We start from the raw sequence: 16,033 nt of genomic DNA on the forward strand, positions 1-16,033 counted from the left end.
AACGCCTTTCGCTAGCATTGCCACCTTTTGTCTCGACAATCATGCCGAGCGGTCACACTGCTGAACGGAACGTAGAGTGCAAGCGCTTTCTAGTCAACGCTTTGCGCAAAACATCTTGGCGCGCTCCAGGTGGTGGCCCGATCGACAGGAAGGTGGCTGTGGGAGCGCTTCCATGGCGGCCATGCGCATGTCACCATGCCTGTTGCTCCCCTCAGCGATGCCCCCACGAGCCGTCATCACGAAGGGATCCACCGTGTCCGCCACCGCCGACGCCCCCGCGAGGAGACCGCTGCGCGCGGTCCTGCTCGCGCTCCACGGAATGCTGGTGGCGTTGCTCGCCGCCGGCCTCCTCGCCGCCCCGCAGGCGCACGCCCGCGAGGAGGTCGCCCCGACCGCGACGCTCACCGAGATCACGAACTTCGGCGCGAACCCCAGCAAGCTGCAGATGTACCTGTACGTCCCCGACAGCGTCCGACCGAACCCGGCGATCGTCGTCGCCGTGCACTACTGCACCGGGTCCGGTCCGGCCATGTACTCGGGCACCGAATACGCCTCGCTCGCCGACCAGTACGGGTTCATCGTCGTCTACCCGTCCGTCACCCGCGCCAGCAAGTGCTTCGACGTCGCCTCCCCGCAGGCCCTGAAGCGCGGCGGAGGCAGCGACCCGGTCGGCATCAAGTCCATGGTCGACTGGACGGTCGACGCCTATGACGCCGACACCAGCCGGATCTTCGCCACCGGCATCTCCTCCGGCGCGATGATGACCAACGTCCTGCTCGGCGACTACCCCGACGTGTTCGCCGCGGGCGCCGCCTTCTCGGGAGTCCCGTTCGGCTGCTTCGCCACCACCGACGGCTCCGAGTGGAACAGCGCCTGCGCCCAGGGCACCGTCATCCGCACCCCGCAGCAGTGGGGCGACCTCGTCCGCGGCGCCTACCCGGGCTACACCGGACCGCGCCCGCGCATGCAGGTGTGGCACGGCACCGAGGACGACGTGCTGCGCTACCCCAACTTCGGCGAGGAGATCAAGCAGTGGACGAACGTCCACGGCGTCAGCCAGACCCCCGCGGCGACCGACACACCGCAGTCCGGCTGGACCCGCACCCGCTACGGCGGCACCGGTGACCGGGCCCCGGTGGAGGCCATCAGCCTCCAGGGCGTCGGCCACAACCTGTACGCCTGGGGCATGGCGTCCCGCGTCCTGACCTTCTTCGGCCTCGACGGCGACGGCCCCGCGCCCCAGCCCCCGGCGGGCCCCTGCAAGGTGACGGCGTCCACCAACGCCTGGAACACCGGCCTGACCGCCACGGTCACGATCACCAACACCGGCACGACCACGATCAACGGCTGGCAGCTCGGCTTCACCCTGCCCGCCGGCCAGGCCATCACCAACGGCTGGAACGCCGGCTACGCGTCGAGCTCCGGCGCGGTGAAGGCGACCAACGTCTCGTACAACGCGACGCTCGCCCCGAACGCGAGCGTCAGCATCGGCTACCAGGCGACCCACACCGGCAACAGTGCGGCGCCGGGCGCCTTCACGCTCAACGGCAAGGTCTGCACGACCAGTTGACGTCAGGGGCGGCCGGTGGCGAGACGCCGGTCGCCCCTGACGCCTCAGTACGGCAGCAGGCGCCCCGAGGGTGTCCTGCGGTCGATCTTCTCGTCGCGGGGCGCGGCGGGGCGACGGTTGACGCGGATGCGGGTCTGGCGGTTCATGGCGCCCTCCTCACGTTCGATGCGGCCAGCCTTGTCGCCCGGCACCCCCGGCGCATCGTGCTTACGGAGACACCGACCCCGACCTTCCCGGAGTACGAGGTGGGGGTGCCGTACTCCGGAGGGAGGAGCACGGGACCGCGTCGTAGGGCCCGGACCGGACGGGGCCGTGAACCGATCCGCTGGGCCGTTAGCCCAGCACCCTGTTGATCGACGCCGGAGGCTCAGACCGACCGGTGGTACTGGTCCGGGACGTGCACGTTCCCGCCCAGCTCCCGCGCCGCGTGCCGTGCCCAGAAGGGGTCGCGGAGCAGTTCGCGCCCGAGCAGCACCGCGTCCGCCTCACCGTTGACCAGGATCTTCTCGGCCTGCTCGGGCTCGGTGATCATGCCGACCGCGGCCACCGGGAGCGTGCTGCCCTCCTTGACCTGGGCGGCGAAGGGCACCTGGTAGCCGGGGCCGGTGGGGATGCGGACCCCGGAGGCGTTGCCGCCGGTGGAGACGTCGAGGAGGTCGATGCCATGGGCCTGGAGGTCGGCGGCGAACCGCACCGTGTCGTCCGCCGTCCAGCCGCCCTCCTCCAGCCAGTCCGTGGCCGAGATCCGGAAGAACAGCGGCTTGTCGTCCGGCCACACCTCCCGTACGGCGTCCACGACCTCCAGGGCGAAACGGGTGCGGTTCTCGTAGGAGCCGCCGTAGGCGTCCGTGCGGTGGTTGGAGTGCGGCGAGAGGAAGTTGCTGATCAGGTAGCCGTGGGCGCCGTGGATCTCGGCGACCTCGAACCCGGCGGCGAGGGCGCGCCGGGCGGCGTCCGCGAACTGCCCGACGACCTCCTGGATCTGAGAGACCGTCAACTCGGTCGGCACCGGGTGCCGTTCGTCGAAGGCGAGCGGGCTCGGCCCGAGCGGCTGCCAGCCGAGGGCGTCCGTACCGATCGGCGCGCCGCCCGTCCAGGGCCGGTCCGTGGAGGCCTTGCGGCCGGCGTGTGCGAGCTGGATGCCCGGCACCGTCCCCTGCGAGACCAGGAAGCGGGTGATCCGGCGGAACGCCTCGACCTGGGTGCTGTTCCAGATGCCGAGGTCGTACGGCGAGATCCGGCCCTCGGGGCTCACGCCCGTCGCCTCGACGATGATCAGGCCGGTGCCGCCCGCCGCGCGCGCCGCGTAGTGCGCGAAGTGCCAGTCGTTCGGGGCGCCGGTCTGCGGGCCCTCGGGTGCCGCGGAGTACTGGCACATCGGCGGCATCCACACCCGGTTGGGGATCGTCACATCGCGCAGGGTGTAGGGCTCGAAGAGGGCACTCACGGCGGGCTCCATTCGTCACGGGACCGAGCGGTCAACTACTACGATAGGCATCGTAGTACGTACAGTGTCAAACTACGAGAGGTCTCGTACAATGGGCCCTCCCGAGACGTCTGGAGCCGCCGTGACCTCCCCCGCCGTGAGCAGCCGAGATCTTCCGCACCCGGCATGCGAGGAGATCCGGCTGGAGTCGATCCTGCACGCGCTCTCCGACCCGATGCGGCTGCGGATCGTGCGCGAGCTCGCCGCCGCGAGCGACGAGCTCTCCTGTTCGCAGTTCGAGCTGCCGGTCACCAAGTCCACCACCACCCACCACTTCCGGGTGCTGCGCGAGGCCGGCGTGATCCAGCAGATCTACCGGGGCACGGCCAAGATGAACGGTCTGCGCCGGGAGGATCTAGAGGGTCTTTTCCCGGGTCTCCTGGACAGCCTCCTCGTGGCCGCCGCCCGCCAGGCCGCCCGCCTCGGCGGCTGAACGGGCTGTGCCCGGAAGGTGGTTGAACAGCAGGTTCAGCACGATCGCCGTCAGGCAGCCCGCGCTGATACCGCTGTTCATCACCGTCTGGAACCAGTCCGGGAACCTCTCGTAGACCGTCGGCACGCCGACCGGCAGCATGCCCACCGCCACCGAGACGGCCACCACCGTCAGGTTGTCGTTGTCCTTGAAGTCGACCCGTGCGAGGGTCTTGAGGCCGCTCGCCGCGACGGTGCCGAACATCACCAGACCCGCGCCGCCCAGCACCGGGGCCGGGATGGCGGCCACCACCGCACCCAGCTTGGGCAGCAGGCCGAGCAGCACGAGGATGCCGCCCGCGGCGGCGACGACCCAGCGACTGCGGACCCGGGTCATGCCGACCAGGCCCACGTTCTGCGCGTACGCCGTGTAGGGGAAGGTGTTGAAGACGCCGCCGAGGACCGTGGACAGGCCGTCGGCGCGCAGTCCGTCCGCCAGCATGCGCGGCTGGACCTCGCGCTCGGTCAGCTCGCCCACCGCGATCAGGTCACCGGTCGTCTCGGTCATCGTCACCAGCGCCACGACCAGCATCGACGCGATCGCCGAGAACTCGAAGACGGGCGCCCCGAAGTGGAACGGGGTGCTGATCCCCAGCCAGTCCGCCTCGCCGACGCCGCCGAAGTCCGTGAACCCGAAGGGCACCGCCACCGCGAGCCCCACCACGATGCCGATCAGCACCGCGACACGGCTCAGGAAGGCCGGCGCGAAGCGCTGCACCCCCAGCACGACCAGCAGGACGAACCCGGCGAGCGCGAGGTTCTTCGGCGCCCCGAACTCCGCCGAACCGGCGCCGCCCGCGGCCCAGTTGCCCGCCACCGGCAGCAGTGACAGACCGATGATCAGGATCACGGTGCCGGTGACCAGCGGCGGGAAGAAGCGCAGCAGCTTCCCGAACACGGGCGCCAGCAGCATGATCGCGAGGCCCGCGACGATCACGGAGCCGTAGATCGCGGGGAGTCCGCCACCGGTCGTGCCGATCAGCACCATGGGGGAGACGGCGGCGAAGGTGCAGCCCTGCATGATCGGCAGGCGGACGCGAAGCGCCAGAAGCCGACGCACTGGATGAGCGTCGCGACACCGCATATCAGGAGGTCCGCGGTGATCAGATACGCGAGGTCCGCGGGGGAGAGCCTCATCGCGCTGCCGACGATGAGGGGAACGGCCACGGCACCGGCGTACATCGCGAGGACGTGCTGGAGACCGAAGGCGGCGAGTTGGCGTGCGGGTGGGACGTCGTCGACAGGGTGTGTGGTCATGCGTGGACCGTAGGCTGCTTGCACAGTTTGTTGATGTCGGGGGAGTTGCCGGCTCGTTTCCTGGTGCGAGCCCCCGTGGCCGCGGTTTTCCGCGGCTCCCTAGCCGGCGTCGCCGTGCGCCGCGTCGAGAAGTGACCGCCAGTCCGGGAGTTTCACGACCCCCCTGCCCAGCGCCGCGCCCAGGTCCGCCTCCGCCCGCTCGATGGCGCACCACCCCGCCCACTCGACCGGCTCGACGCCTTGCGCCCGCAGCGCCGCCAGTGGATCGGCGGGGCGTTCCTCGCGTACGAGATCGGCCGCGTCCTCCAGCAGTGACGTCACCGTCTCCTTCGCGCACGGGCGGTTCGTGCCGATGACACCCGTCGGGCCCCGCTTGATCCAGCCCGCCACGTACTCGCCCGGGGCGACGGCGCCCTCGCGCAGCACGCGCCCGGCGAGATGCGGCACCGTGCCGGTCGCGGGGTCGAACGGCAGGCCCTCCAGCGGCACCCCGCGATAGCCCACCGAGCGCAGCACCAACTGGGCCGGGATGTCCTCGTACTGTCCCGTGCCCGTCACCCCGCCCCGCCCGTCCGGCACCGTCCGCTCGAAACGCACCGCGCCCACCCGTCCCGCCTCGGGGAGCAGCTCGACCGGACGGAGGAAGAAGCGCAGCCGGAGCCGGCGGGCCGTCCCGCGTGGGGGAGCCGTGGCCCAGCCGCGCAGCACCTCCACGTTGCGGCGCTGCGCGGCGGGCAGCGCGGAGGGATCGAGGTACGCCGGGTCCAGCGCCAACTCCTCGGGATCCACGCTCACTTCGACGTCGGGCAGGCCGCCCAGCTCCCGTAGCTCCTTGGTGGTGAAGCGGGCCTGCGACGGCCCCCGGCGGCCCACGATGTGGACCTCGCTCACCCGGCTCGCGGCCAGTGCGCTGAAGGCGGCCTGGGGCATGTCGGTGGGGCTCAGCTCGGCGGCACCGCGGGCCAGCATCCGCGCCACGTCGACGGCGACGTTCCCGACGCCGATGACCACGGCCGACCGGGCGTCGCGGACGAACCCGTCGTCGACGGCATCCGGATGGGCGCTGTACCAGGACACGAATTCCGTCGCCGACCAGCTGCCCGGCAGCTCCTCCCCGGGCACGCCCAGGTGCCGGTCGGTGGCGGCGCCGACGCAGTACACGACCGCGTGGTACAGCTGACGCAGCCGGGAGGCCGCCACCCCGCCCTCGCCCACCCGGACGCCGCCGAGGAAGCGCACCCGCTCGTGCTCCAGGACCGTGCGCAGGTTGCTCTGGAGCGACTTGATCTTCTCGTGGTCCGGCGCCACCCCGTAGCGCACCAGGCCGTACGGGCACGGCAGCCGGTCGAGGACGTCGACGTGGACCGAGGAATCCAGCTGGACGAGGCTCTGGGCGGTGTAGCACCCGCTCGGCCCGGAGCCGACGACGGCGACACGAAGCACGGCGGTACTCCTTACCCCTGGGGATCAGAGCAGATCGCTGATGTCTCCAGCATCGCACCGCCGCGCTTGGGCTGACAGTGTGCTGTGCGCTCCCGTGGACGCGTGTCCATTGGTATGGAAAGTGATCATGCGGTTACGTTGCGTGTGTGCTAGAAGCATCGTTTCTTAATCTTTCTGATCGTTGTCCGACGGATGGTGCCGTGTCCGTGTGGCCCGCGTGGGAAGTGCGGGAAGGCGGGGACTCCGCGTCGACGCGGTGGTTCAACGTTCGGCTGGCGTTCACCGACGGTGCCCGGGTCGACGCGCTCGCCGTGGTGGCCGACGGGCAGCTCTCCATCGAGGACGTGCGGGCGCAGCCGGCGCTCTCCCTCGACGACCTCGCGCTGTTCGCGGACTGGATCGAGGGGCCGCTCTTCGAGGCGTGCGGTCTCGGACCGGCGGAGGAGGACGAACCGGCCGGCTCGCGGCGTGCCCGGCCGCCCTGGCCCCGCGGTGCCGAGGGCCGGTGGCTCATCGCCCAGGAATACCGCGCCGCCCAGGAGGAGGGCGCCGACCCGGTGCTCGCGGTGATGTGCGCGACCGGACACAGTCGCCGCAAGTCCCTCAGGATGATCGCGCAGGCCCGTGACGCGGGCTACCTGACACCACGTCACGCCCGCCGCTGACCCGGGGAGTTGGTGGTGCCGACCGCTACAGCATGTCCCGCATCCGGGAGATCTCGGCCGTCTGCTGGGCGACCACGTCGTCGGCCATCTCCTCGATCCGGATGTTGTTGCCCTGCCCCTTCACCTCGGTGGCCATGGTGATCGCCCCTTCGTGATGCGTGATCATCAACGTGAGGAAGAGCCGGTCGAAGTCCTTGCCCCGGGCCGCCCGTAGGTCCTTGAGCTGTACCTCGGTGGCCATGCCGGGCATCGAGGCGTGGTCGTGCACCCCGCTTCCGGTGTCCTTGTGATGGGTCTTCAGCCAGCTCTCCATGGACGCGATCTCCGGACCCTGGGCCGCCGCGATCCGCTCGGCCAGTTTCCTGACCTTCGTGGACTCGGCGCGTTTCGGGACGAGTTCGGTCATCTCCAGTGCCTGTGCGTGGTGTTCGATCATCATCCGGGCGTAGGAGACGTCCGCGGAGTTGGGGGAGTCGTCCTCCGCGCGCTGGTCCGCGGCCTCGTCGGCGGAGAGCGTGCGGTTCTGCTCGCCGGGCTTGCCGGGCACGATCACCGACGGTCCGCTCGGGGCGGGTCGGGCGTCCGAGCCGGAGTCGCAGGCCCCGAGTCCGAGCACCGCGACGGCGGCGAAGGTCACCGGGACGAAAAACTTCGGTGCCGGTTTGTTGCCCCCTGTTGGTATGTGCATGGCGAAGACGATACTTCGGTGGTGCGTGAACCGTTCCGACAGGAACGGAACTAGGGAGGAAGCAGTGATCCTGTTGAACATTCCCCGAAGACGCCACCGACGTCTCGGAGTTGCCGCGGCCACCACCGGACTGGTCGCGGCGCTGCTGACGGCGGCACCGGCGGCGGCGACCCCCGACCCCGGGGATGCCCCGGTCACGGGCCAGGAGGTGTCCAAGAGCACCGAGGCCCAGGTGCGGGCCGCGATAGCCGACGGTGAGATACCGGGCCAGGACGAGATCGTCCACTCCGCCAACGTCGAGCACGTCGCCAACTCGCCCAAGGCGCTTGCCAGTCTCAACTCCGACCTGGCCTTCCAGGGCCGCTACGCCTTCTCCGGCAACTTCGACGGCTTCGTCGTCTACGACATCAGCAACCCGAAGGCGCCCCGGACCGTCTCGCAGGTCCTGTGCCCCGGCTCCCAGAACGACATCTCGGTCTCCGGCAACCTGCTGTTCCTGTCCACCGACTCCTCGCGCAGCGACAACAGTTGCAACAGCACCACCCAGCCCGCGACGGAGAAGTCCTCCTGGGAGGGCATCAAGGTCTTCGACATCAGCGACAAGACCAACCCGAAGTACGTCGCCGCCGTCGAGACCGCGTGCGGCTCGCACACCCACACGCTGGTGCCCGAGCGCAAGGACGTCTACGTCTACGTCTCCTCGTACTCGCCGAACGCCGCCTACCCCGACTGCCAGCCGCCGCACGACGGTATCTCCGTCATCAAGGTACCGCGCGGCGCCCCGCAGAACGCGGCGGTCGTGAGCTTCCCGGTGCTGTTCCCGGGCGAGGGCCCGGACGGTGGGGGCAACCCCGGCGGCCCCACCAACCCCGGCGTGTCGAAGACCACCGGCTGCCACGACATCACGGTGCTGCCCTCCAAGGACCTCGCGGCGGGCGCCTGCATGGGTGACGGCATCCTGTTCTCCATCAAGGACCCCGCGAACCCCAAGGTCATCGACCGGGTGCAGGACAACGTCAACTTCGCCTTCTGGCACTCGGCGACGTTCAACCAGCGTGCGAACAAGGTCGTCTTCACCGACGAGTTGGGCGGCGGCGGCGCGGCCACCTGCAATGCGGAGGTCGGCCCGAACCGCGGCGCCGACGGCATCTACGACATCGCCGGCAAGGGCGACAAGCGCAAGCTGGTGTTCCGCAGCTACTTCAAGATCCCCCGCCACCAGGCGGACGTCGAGGTCTGCGTGGCCCACAACGGCTCGCTGATCCCGGTCAAGGGCCGCGACATCATGGTCCAGGCCTGGTACCAAGGCGGCGTCTCCGTCTGGGACTTCACCAACTCCTCGCGTCCGAAGGAGATCGGCTACTTCGAGCGCGGCCCGGTCGACACCGAGGAGCTCACCACGGCCGGTCCCTGGTCGGCGTACTACTACAACGGCTACATCTACGCCAACGACATCGCCAAGGGCTTCGACGTCCTGAAGATCTCGGATCGGCGCACCGATCCGGCCAAGCGGGTGCGGCTGGGCGAGCTCAACGTCCAGACGCAGCCGGAGTACTTCGGCTGACCGCTCGCTCAACCGCAGGTCGCATCACCGCGGATCGCTCAGCCACTGGTCGATCCGCCGCCGATCGCTTCGCAGCCGGTCGCTCAGTCGCCGGTCGCGAAGAAGCGTGACAGATCGGTCTCGGGCGTCCCGCCGGACCCCTCGTCGGTGTCCGGCGGGACGCCCAGCTCCCAGTCCAGCCGGTACCGGGCGAACAGCTCGGCGCGCAGCACCGGGATCGGCATCGGGACGCCGGGTACGAGGGCCGCGTAGACCGAGCCCATGAGCAGGGCGCGCAGCATCGGGTAGTCGGCGTCGGCGTCCCGCGAGCCGTGGCGGGCGACGGTGTCCCGCAGCAGTTCGGCCAGGCGGCGCTGTTCCGGGCAGGGCAGGAAGCCCTCGGCCTGAAGCAGTCCGGCCATGTGCTGGCGCATCAGCACGGGCCGGTCGCGGGCCAGGCCCAGGATCGCGTCGATGGCCCGCGCCATCCGCTCCCTGCCGTCCTCGGTGCGCGGCTCGCGCTCCAGCGCCTCCTCCAGCGTGCGGTGCATCAGCCGGTGCACGGCGGACTGCACCAGCTGGCGCTTCCCGGGGAAGTAGTACGACGTCAGCCCGCGCGCCGAGCCCGCCCGGTCCGCTATGGCGCCGAGCGTCGTCGCCTCGTAGCCGTGCTCGGAGACCAGCTCGACCGCCGCCTGCAGCAGCCGTTCCCGGGAACGGCGGCGCAACTCTTCATTGACCGAGGCGCTGCGCGGGGACATGCTGTACTCCTGCGTTGACTGGTTGCCAACCAACTATACTCAGGACGTCCGGTCCGGCCGCTGAAACGGCCGGTCAGGGCTGCCGTCTGCCTCGGGCGACGCGGGGGATCGCCCGAGGCGGGCGGTTCTTCCGCCCTACTGGTGGCCTGAGGCTACTGATCCGAGGTCTCCTCCCGGGCCCCGTCGACCAGATCCAGCACCGGCAGCAGCCCCTTGGGCCGCTCGGTCACCGGCAGATGGTCCACGAAGTGCACCCCGCAGCCCACCACGGCCGCGCCACCGTCCGCCCGGCGGTCGTCGCCGACCATCAGCGTCTCGTGCGGGCCTGCCCCGAGCGCCTCGCAGGCCGTGGCGAACAGCTTCGGGTCCGGCTTCTGCACACCGTGCTCGTACGACAGCACGTACGTGTCCACGTACGCGTCGAGGCCGTGCTCCCGGAACACCGGGCGCAGGTCCCAGCCGATGTTGCTCACCACGCCCACACCGATCCCGCGCTCGCGCAGCCCGCGCAACACCTCGGCGGCGTCGGGATAGGGCCGCCAGGCGGCGGGGGAGCGGTGGCGGTCGTAGAGCCGGTCGTGCAGCAGGGGGTCGGGCAGCGGCACCTGCCGGGAGAGCCCGGTGTAGGTGGCCCGGTGCAGCTCGGCACTCTCGTCCCGCCGCGCCCACAGCCCGATCAACTCCTGCGGCACCCGCACCGGGTGGGTGCCGCCCGGCAGCGCCCCCGCCGCCTCCAGCGCCTCCGCCGTCCGCACGATCTCGGCCTCGGGGAGCGCGATCCCGTCGGCGGCGAGGGCTCCGCGCAGCCAGGACTCGGTGGACTCGATGCGGAACAGGGTCCCGGAGAAGTCGAACAGCACGGCGATCATGGGGAGATCCTACGAGTCGGCGTTCCCCTTCCGTGGCAGATCGCCGCCCGGATGGCCGACATCGATCGCCTCCAGCCGCCGCGACGGTGCCGGAACCGTCTCACCCGTGTCCGGCGGGCATGAGCCTCACTCGTCGTCGGGGGGCGTGGGCCGTCGCGCGTGTACGAGTACCGCCACGGCCACCACCAAGGCCCCCAGCAGCCACCCGCCGACCACGTCCGAGGCCCAGTGGACGCCCAGCCAGACGCGGGTCAGGCCGACGCCCACGACGGAGAGCACCGACACGGCCAGGGCCGTACGGAAGAGGGGGCGGCCGGCGCCGTGGTGGTGCAGGAGCCACAGCAGCAGGCCGCAGACGACCATGGCCGTCATGGCGTGTCCGGAGGGGTAGGCCGCGTAGTGCGCCGAGTCGACGGGGTCCGGCCAGACCGGGCGGGGGCGGTCGACGGCGGCCTTGAGGCCCTGCTGGACCAGGGCGCTCAGCAGACACGTCATCCCCAGCCACAGGGCCGTCCACCGGGCCGCTCGCCGCCAGATCAGCCACACCGCGACCGCCGCGCACAGCAGCCGCATGGTCCACGGGTCCCACACCCAGTCCGTGAGGATCCGGAAGGCGTGGGTGACACCGGACTCGTCCACCGCCCAGCGGTGCGTGGTGGACGCGATGTCGTCGTCGAAGCTCAACAGGGGCCGCCACCGGATCGCGACCAGGGTGAGCAGCACCGCGGAGCACGCGGTCAGGACACCGGCCGAGCGCAGGGCGGTGCGCTGGTCCTTCGGGCGGGACGGGGCGTCGACGGGCGGCGAGTGCATACTGCGATCCTCGCCGACCGACGGGGCCGGAGGCCAATCCCGCCGCGGATCGTCAGCCGAGTGCCCGCAGCGCGGGGACGAACGTCACCAGCACCGGGACCACCGGCACCAGCGCCGCCGTCGCCGTCAGACCGAGCCGCCGCGCGGCCGTGAGCCGGTCCGGGGGAGTGAGCAGCCGGCTCACCCGCTGCGGCACCTGGGCCTGAGGGGTCGGGCAGGGACCGAACACGCCCCGGTCCTCGTTCAGTTCCACGAGCGCCAGCGCGGTCGTCAGCCGCCCGAAGCGCCGGGAGGCCATGTCGTCCGCGGCCAGCTCGACGAGCCGGTGCATCTCGGCACGGAACGCGGCGAACACCGGGACCTGCGGGAAGCCGCCCGCCAGCGCGCCGGAGCAGTGCAGCAGCCAGTCGTGCCGGGCCTGCGCGTGCCCTTCCTCATGGGCCAGCAGGGCGTCCAGTTGCCGCCCCTCCAGGCGGCGCAACGCGGCCGTGGTGATGACAAGTCGGGGCGCCGACCCGGGCAGCCACCAGGCGTCGGGGCGTCCGCCCTCCAGGACCACCAGAGGACCGGCACCCTTCTCCTCGCCGGGCAACAGCGGGGCCCGCACCAGGAGTTCGGCCCGGCGCAGCCGGCGCCGCGCCTGCGCGCGTACGACCTCACGGACCAGCATCGCCGCGGTCCACGCCCCGCCGAGCGCCAGTGTCACCGCGGTCGTCGCCGCCCAGGTGCCGCCCGCGCCGAGCGCGTACGCCTCCACGACCGCGGACGGGGCGGGCGCGAAGACATGGCCGCGCACCGCCTGCCAGGCCGCCGCGGCGCTGAGCGTCATCGACAGCGCGCAGCACAGGAGTACGGCGGCCACCGCGCACTGCCAGACCCACAGCGCGACCACCGGTTCCCGGTCCGCCCAGTCGACCCGGGCGAGCAGCCGTGGGGCGACGACGGCGGTCAGCGCGCCGAGCAGCAGCAGTGCCGCGGGGACCATCATGGGGGCAGCCTATGAGGGGCGTACCGCGCGAGGGTACGGCCGGTCACGGCAAAGTGACGCAGGACACGCGGGAGTTCACAGCGTCGCCAGCATCGCCACCATCGCGATTCCCATCGACAGCCGGCAGGCCCGGGCCAGCTCCGGCCGGTCACCCCAGCCGAGCGCGGCGCCCCCGGCGGTCGCGGGCACCAGGCGGACGCCGGACAGCAGGACGTAGCCCACGAAGTAGAGCAGCAGCACCCCGGTCAGGAGGGGGATCCCGGAACCCGCGTGATGCCCCGGCGAGGCGGCCATCACGACCGCCATGTAGACCATCGCCGAGGCCCCCACCAGGTGATGCAGATGGTGGGGGCCGGTCCGCGCCGCCCACAGGGCCCGCATGGCGGCCGCGCCGAACACGACGACGTAGGCCGACCAGGCCCACGACGGGGGAGTGAAGACGGCCGCGGGTACGGCCATCGCGGCCATGCCGAAACCCATGAGTGCCTCGCCGCCCGCCGCGCGGCGCTGCTCCTCGACCTCGCTGCGCATCCGCAGCAGGCAGTACGCCCCGGTCGCCGCGCACAGCGCCACCAGCAGCCAGCCGGGCGAAGCCGGTCCGTGCACACGCGCCTCCCCCGCTCGACGGTCGGTCAGGGATGCGATGCCCAACCCCCGTGGCGCGCATACGGGCGCAAGGGTGTACACGGGGAGCATTCGACGGAGCACGGCAGGTCAGCGGGGACGGCCCCTCGCCGCTTCCAAAGTCGTTTACGAGTAAAACACCTGTTAAGGTCTTTCATATGAGCACCGCCACCCCACGCCTTCCCCTCGCCGGCGTCCTGCGCGTCGGCCGGCCCTCGGACATCTGGTTCAAGCCCGCCCTGAGCGTGGTCGTCGCGGTCGCCCCACCCAACCTGACCCTGCTGGCCCTGGGCCGCCTCGACCTGGCGATGTACACGATGGCGGGGTCCCTGTGCGCGCTGTACGCCCACAGCCGCCCGTACGCCGCCAGGGCCCGCGCCCTGGCCTGGGTGGTGCTCGGCATGGTCACCGGACTCGGCGTCGCTCTCGTCGCCGCCTCGCTCACCACCAGTGCCGTCGCCCTTGTCACCGTCGGCGCCCTCCTGGCCGCGGCGCAGAAGGCGCTGTGCGACGCGACCCGCATCGGCCCGCCCGGCAACGTGATCTTCACCTTCATCAGCTCCGCCGCCCTCTTCGCCCCGCAGGCCCTCACCCAGGTCCCCGGTCACCTCGCCCTCGCCGTCGCGGCGGGCGTCTGGGCCTGGCTGGTCGGCATGGCGCCCGGCCTGATCCGCCCGCACGGCCCGGAACGCCGGGCGACGGCCCACGCCCTGCGCACCGCCGCCGCCCACGCCGAGCACCCCGAAGACCCCCACACCAGGGCCGCCGCGGCCGCCGCCGTCCAGGCCGCCTGGCAGGCGCTGCTCTCCGCCGGCGCCCGCACCGCACCCCGCCGTGCCCTCGACCGCCTTCTCGTACGCGCCGAGGTCGCCCTGGCCGCCCCCGCCGACACGGACCCGCAGCGCCTGCGGACCTGGGCGCGCGACCTACGCGGCAACGGGCCGGTCCCGCGCACCGAGGACCGCGGCGAGCTGCTGGGCCTCGACGCCGAACTCGACCTCGGCAGCACGTCCGCCCGGCGCAGGCTCGGCGCCCTCGCCCCGCTCGCGCTGCGCACCGCGCTCGGCTGCGGCCTCGCCGGGTACGCCTCCCTCGCCCTCGGCGTGGGCCGCCCCTACTGGGCCCTGGTCACCGCCGCCTCCCTCTACCAGGCCAACCTCACCCTCACCTGGAGCCGCGGCGTCCAGCGCGTGATCGGCAATCTCGCCGGGGTCCTGCTCTTCGCCGCCGTCGTCCCGCTCGCGCATCTCGGTCCCGCCGCCCTCGTCCTCACCTGCCTCGCCTTCAACTTCGGTGCCGAGGCGCTGATCAGCCGCAACTACTGGCTCGGCAGCGTCTGCGTGACCCCGATGGCGCTGCTCATCACCGAGTTCGCCGGCTTCCAGGAACCCGGCAGGCTGATGGCCGAGCGGGTCGCGGACACCCTCGTAGGCGCCCTGGTCGGCTTCGTCGCCGCGCTCGTCGTCACCGATCGGCGCGCGGTCGACCGGGTCGAACACGCCCTGTCCGTCGTCGACCGCGCCCGCGAAGGCGTCGCCCGCCTCCTCGCGGAGCCGTGCCCCGCCCCGGCGGCCCTGGAGTCGGCGCGCCGCACCCTGGCCGCCGCGCTCGTCGAGCTGCGCAGCGCCGTGGACGCCGCGTCCGGCGAGTGGTGGCAGCGGGCCCTGCCTCAGGAGCGGGTCGTACTCGCCGAGCAGGCGGGACACCGTACGCTCGCCGCGACGACCCGACACCGGACCAGCGCGACGACGGAGGACGTACGGCCATGACGGCGCAGAGCAGCGGGGGAAGCGGCCCGGGGGCGGACACCGTCGCGGCGGTCGTCCGGCAGTGGCGGGCCGTGCATCCCGGCCTGGACACCGCACCCATGGAGATCATCGGCCGTGTCAACCGCTGCGCGGCCCTCCTCCAGCAGGCCGAGGACGCCCCGCTGCGCCGGGCGGGCCTGAGCCGCCCCGAGTTCGACCTGCTGGGCGCGCTGCGCCGCACCGGCCATGAACTCACCCCCGGCGAGCTGGCCCGCGAGACCTTCTCCTCGGGTGCCGCCGTGACCAAGCGCGTCAAACAGCTCACCGAGCGTGGCCTGGTCGAGCGCCGCGCCGACAGCCGCGACCGCCGGGTGGCCCACCTCCGCCTCACGGACGCCGGGCGCGACCTCGTCGACGGCATCCTGCCCGAGCAACTGGAGTACGAGACCGCCGTACTGTCCGTCATGGACGAGGGACGGCAAGGCGAACTCGCCTCGCTGCTCGGTGAGTTGCTGACCCGGCTGGAGGGACGGCTCGGCGCGCTCCGCACCTGAACAGCAGCGGTCCCGGGTTCGTGGAGCAGCTCGCCGAGGGAGGCCATGGGCCGGACCGCGATCGACCGGATCACCTCGGCCGCGAACCGACCCGCACCGGCCGGCGCCGGGGACGCTCAGATCCCGGGCCGGTAGCGGATCGGGTGGTCGGCCGGCACCTCCACCAGCATGATCGGCGTGCCGTCCGGATCGGCGAGCCACATCTCGATCAGGCCCCACGGCTCCTTCACCGGCGGCCGCACGATCGCGACCCCCTTGGCCACCAGCTCCTCGTGCGCGGCGGCCACGTCCTCGACCTGCATCCACAGCCGTACGGCCGGGGAGGCGGGTGTCTCGGAGCGCCCCGAGAGCTCCAGGAAGCCGCCGCCGAGGAAGTAGACGGTGCCGCGCTCGGGTCCCGTGCCGAACTCGCGGTAGACGGCGAGGCCCAGCTGCTCGCCGTAGAAGGTCCGGGAACGCTCGGGGTCGGTGGGGTGGAGGAGGGTCCGGCCGCTCAGTACATGCACCATGCGGCGGAGCCTAGTGGGAGCGTTACGCTCGTCCGTGCCCGTGC

15 protein-coding genes and 1 pseudogene are annotated in these 16,033 nt (G+C 71.9%); 6 read left to right on the top strand and 10 right to left on the bottom strand.

The window, feature by feature from the left end; all coding sequences use genetic code 11:
- The first annotated feature begins 319 nt into the window (after window positions 1–319).
- Window positions 320–1,570 carry an extracellular catalytic domain type 1 short-chain-length polyhydroxyalkanoate depolymerase gene (locus ACZ56U_RS27670; protein WP_469086745.1) on the top strand — a complete coding sequence of 417 codons (1,251 nt, stop codon included), beginning with the start codon at window positions 320–322 and terminating at the stop codon, window positions 1,568–1,570.
- A 367-nt stretch (window positions 1,571–1,937) separates the two neighbouring features.
- Here the strand turns inward: ACZ56U_RS27670 and ACZ56U_RS27675 are convergent, their stop codons facing one another.
- Window positions 1,938–3,017, bottom strand: a complete 1,080-nt coding sequence (locus tag ACZ56U_RS27675; protein WP_469086672.1) for an NADH:flavin oxidoreductase/NADH oxidase — start codon at window positions 3,015–3,017, stop codon at window positions 1,938–1,940.
- Window positions 3,018–3,138: 121 nt separating this feature from the next.
- On the opposite strand from ACZ56U_RS27675, the gene ACZ56U_RS27680 reads away from it, so the two are divergent.
- Window positions 3,139–3,489, top strand: coding sequence for an ArsR/SmtB family transcription factor (locus ACZ56U_RS27680; protein ID WP_469086673.1), 351 nt, complete (start codon window positions 3,139–3,141; stop codon window positions 3,487–3,489).
- On the opposite strand, the pseudogene ACZ56U_RS27685 reads toward ACZ56U_RS27680, so the two are convergent.
- Window positions 3,412–4,784, bottom strand: a pseudogene (locus ACZ56U_RS27685) (nucleobase:cation symporter-2 family protein). The gene ACZ56U_RS27680 and the pseudogene ACZ56U_RS27685 sit on opposite strands and share 78 nt — an antisense overlap.
- A gap of 99 nt (window positions 4,785–4,883) precedes the next feature.
- On the bottom strand, window positions 4,884–6,227 hold the full coding sequence (locus ACZ56U_RS27690) for an FAD-dependent oxidoreductase (protein ID WP_469086674.1): 1,344 nt from the start codon (window positions 6,225–6,227) through the stop codon (window positions 4,884–4,886).
- A gap of 200 nt (window positions 6,228–6,427) precedes the next feature.
- Between ACZ56U_RS27690 and ACZ56U_RS27695 the strand changes: the two genes are divergently transcribed.
- Complete coding sequence (locus ACZ56U_RS27695) at window positions 6,428–6,892, top strand: DUF6214 family protein (protein ID WP_469086675.1); 465 nt, start codon at window positions 6,428–6,430, stop codon at window positions 6,890–6,892.
- A 25-nt stretch (window positions 6,893–6,917) separates the two neighbouring features.
- Here the strand turns inward: ACZ56U_RS27695 and ACZ56U_RS27700 are convergent, their stop codons facing one another.
- Window positions 6,918–7,580 carry a DUF305 domain-containing protein gene (locus ACZ56U_RS27700; protein ID WP_469086676.1) on the bottom strand — a complete coding sequence of 221 codons (663 nt, stop codon included), beginning with the start codon at window positions 7,578–7,580 and terminating at the stop codon, window positions 6,918–6,920.
- 64 nt (window positions 7,581–7,644) lie between these two features.
- On the opposite strand from ACZ56U_RS27700, the gene ACZ56U_RS27705 reads away from it, so the two are divergent.
- Entirely contained in the window at window positions 7,645–9,144 is a 1,500-nt protein-coding gene (locus ACZ56U_RS27705; protein ID WP_469086677.1) for an LVIVD repeat-containing protein, read from the top strand.
- Between the two features lie 83 nt (window positions 9,145–9,227).
- On the opposite strand, the gene ACZ56U_RS27710 is transcribed toward ACZ56U_RS27705, so the two are convergent.
- The 5 genes from ACZ56U_RS27710 to ACZ56U_RS27730 form a co-directional block, all read right to left on the bottom strand.
- Complete coding sequence (locus ACZ56U_RS27710) at window positions 9,228–9,884, bottom strand: TetR/AcrR family transcriptional regulator (RefSeq protein ID WP_469086678.1); 657 nt, start codon at window positions 9,882–9,884, stop codon at window positions 9,228–9,230.
- 152 nt (window positions 9,885–10,036) lie between these two features.
- Complete coding sequence (locus ACZ56U_RS27715) at window positions 10,037–10,753, bottom strand: HAD family hydrolase (RefSeq protein WP_469086679.1); 717 nt, start codon at window positions 10,751–10,753, stop codon at window positions 10,037–10,039.
- A 126-nt stretch (window positions 10,754–10,879) separates the two neighbouring features.
- Entirely contained in the window at window positions 10,880–11,566 is a 687-nt protein-coding gene (locus tag ACZ56U_RS27720; RefSeq protein WP_469086680.1) for a phosphatase PAP2 family protein, read from the bottom strand.
- Between the two features lie 52 nt (window positions 11,567–11,618).
- Window positions 11,619–12,554 (bottom strand): M56 family metallopeptidase, encoded by a 936-nt coding sequence (locus tag ACZ56U_RS27725; protein WP_469086681.1) that lies wholly within the window; start codon window positions 12,552–12,554, stop codon window positions 11,619–11,621.
- Between the two features lie 75 nt (window positions 12,555–12,629).
- The gene (locus tag ACZ56U_RS27730) at window positions 12,630–13,160 is read right to left on the bottom strand and encodes a DUF5134 domain-containing protein (protein ID WP_469086682.1); all 531 of its coding nucleotides are present in this window, start codon (window positions 13,158–13,160) and stop codon (window positions 12,630–12,632) included.
- Between the two features lie 176 nt (window positions 13,161–13,336).
- On the opposite strand from ACZ56U_RS27730, the gene ACZ56U_RS27735 reads away from it, so the two are divergent.
- On the top strand, window positions 13,337–14,947 hold the full coding sequence (locus tag ACZ56U_RS27735) for an FUSC family protein (RefSeq protein ID WP_469086683.1): 1,611 nt from the start codon (window positions 13,337–13,339) through the stop codon (window positions 14,945–14,947).
- Entirely contained in the window at window positions 14,944–15,480 is a 537-nt protein-coding gene (locus ACZ56U_RS27740; RefSeq protein ID WP_469086684.1) for a MarR family winged helix-turn-helix transcriptional regulator, read from the top strand. The genes ACZ56U_RS27735 and ACZ56U_RS27740 overlap by 4 nt, the downstream gene beginning before the upstream one ends.
- A gap of 116 nt (window positions 15,481–15,596) precedes the next feature.
- Here ACZ56U_RS27740 and ACZ56U_RS27745 read toward each other — a convergent pair whose 3' ends face one another.
- Window positions 15,597–15,989 carry a VOC family protein gene (locus ACZ56U_RS27745; protein WP_469086685.1) on the bottom strand — a complete coding sequence of 131 codons (393 nt, stop codon included), beginning with the start codon at window positions 15,987–15,989 and terminating at the stop codon, window positions 15,597–15,599.
- Window positions 15,990–16,033 lie beyond the last annotated feature (44 nt).

Source organism: Streptomyces sp. NPDC034103 (assembly GCF_055575395.1).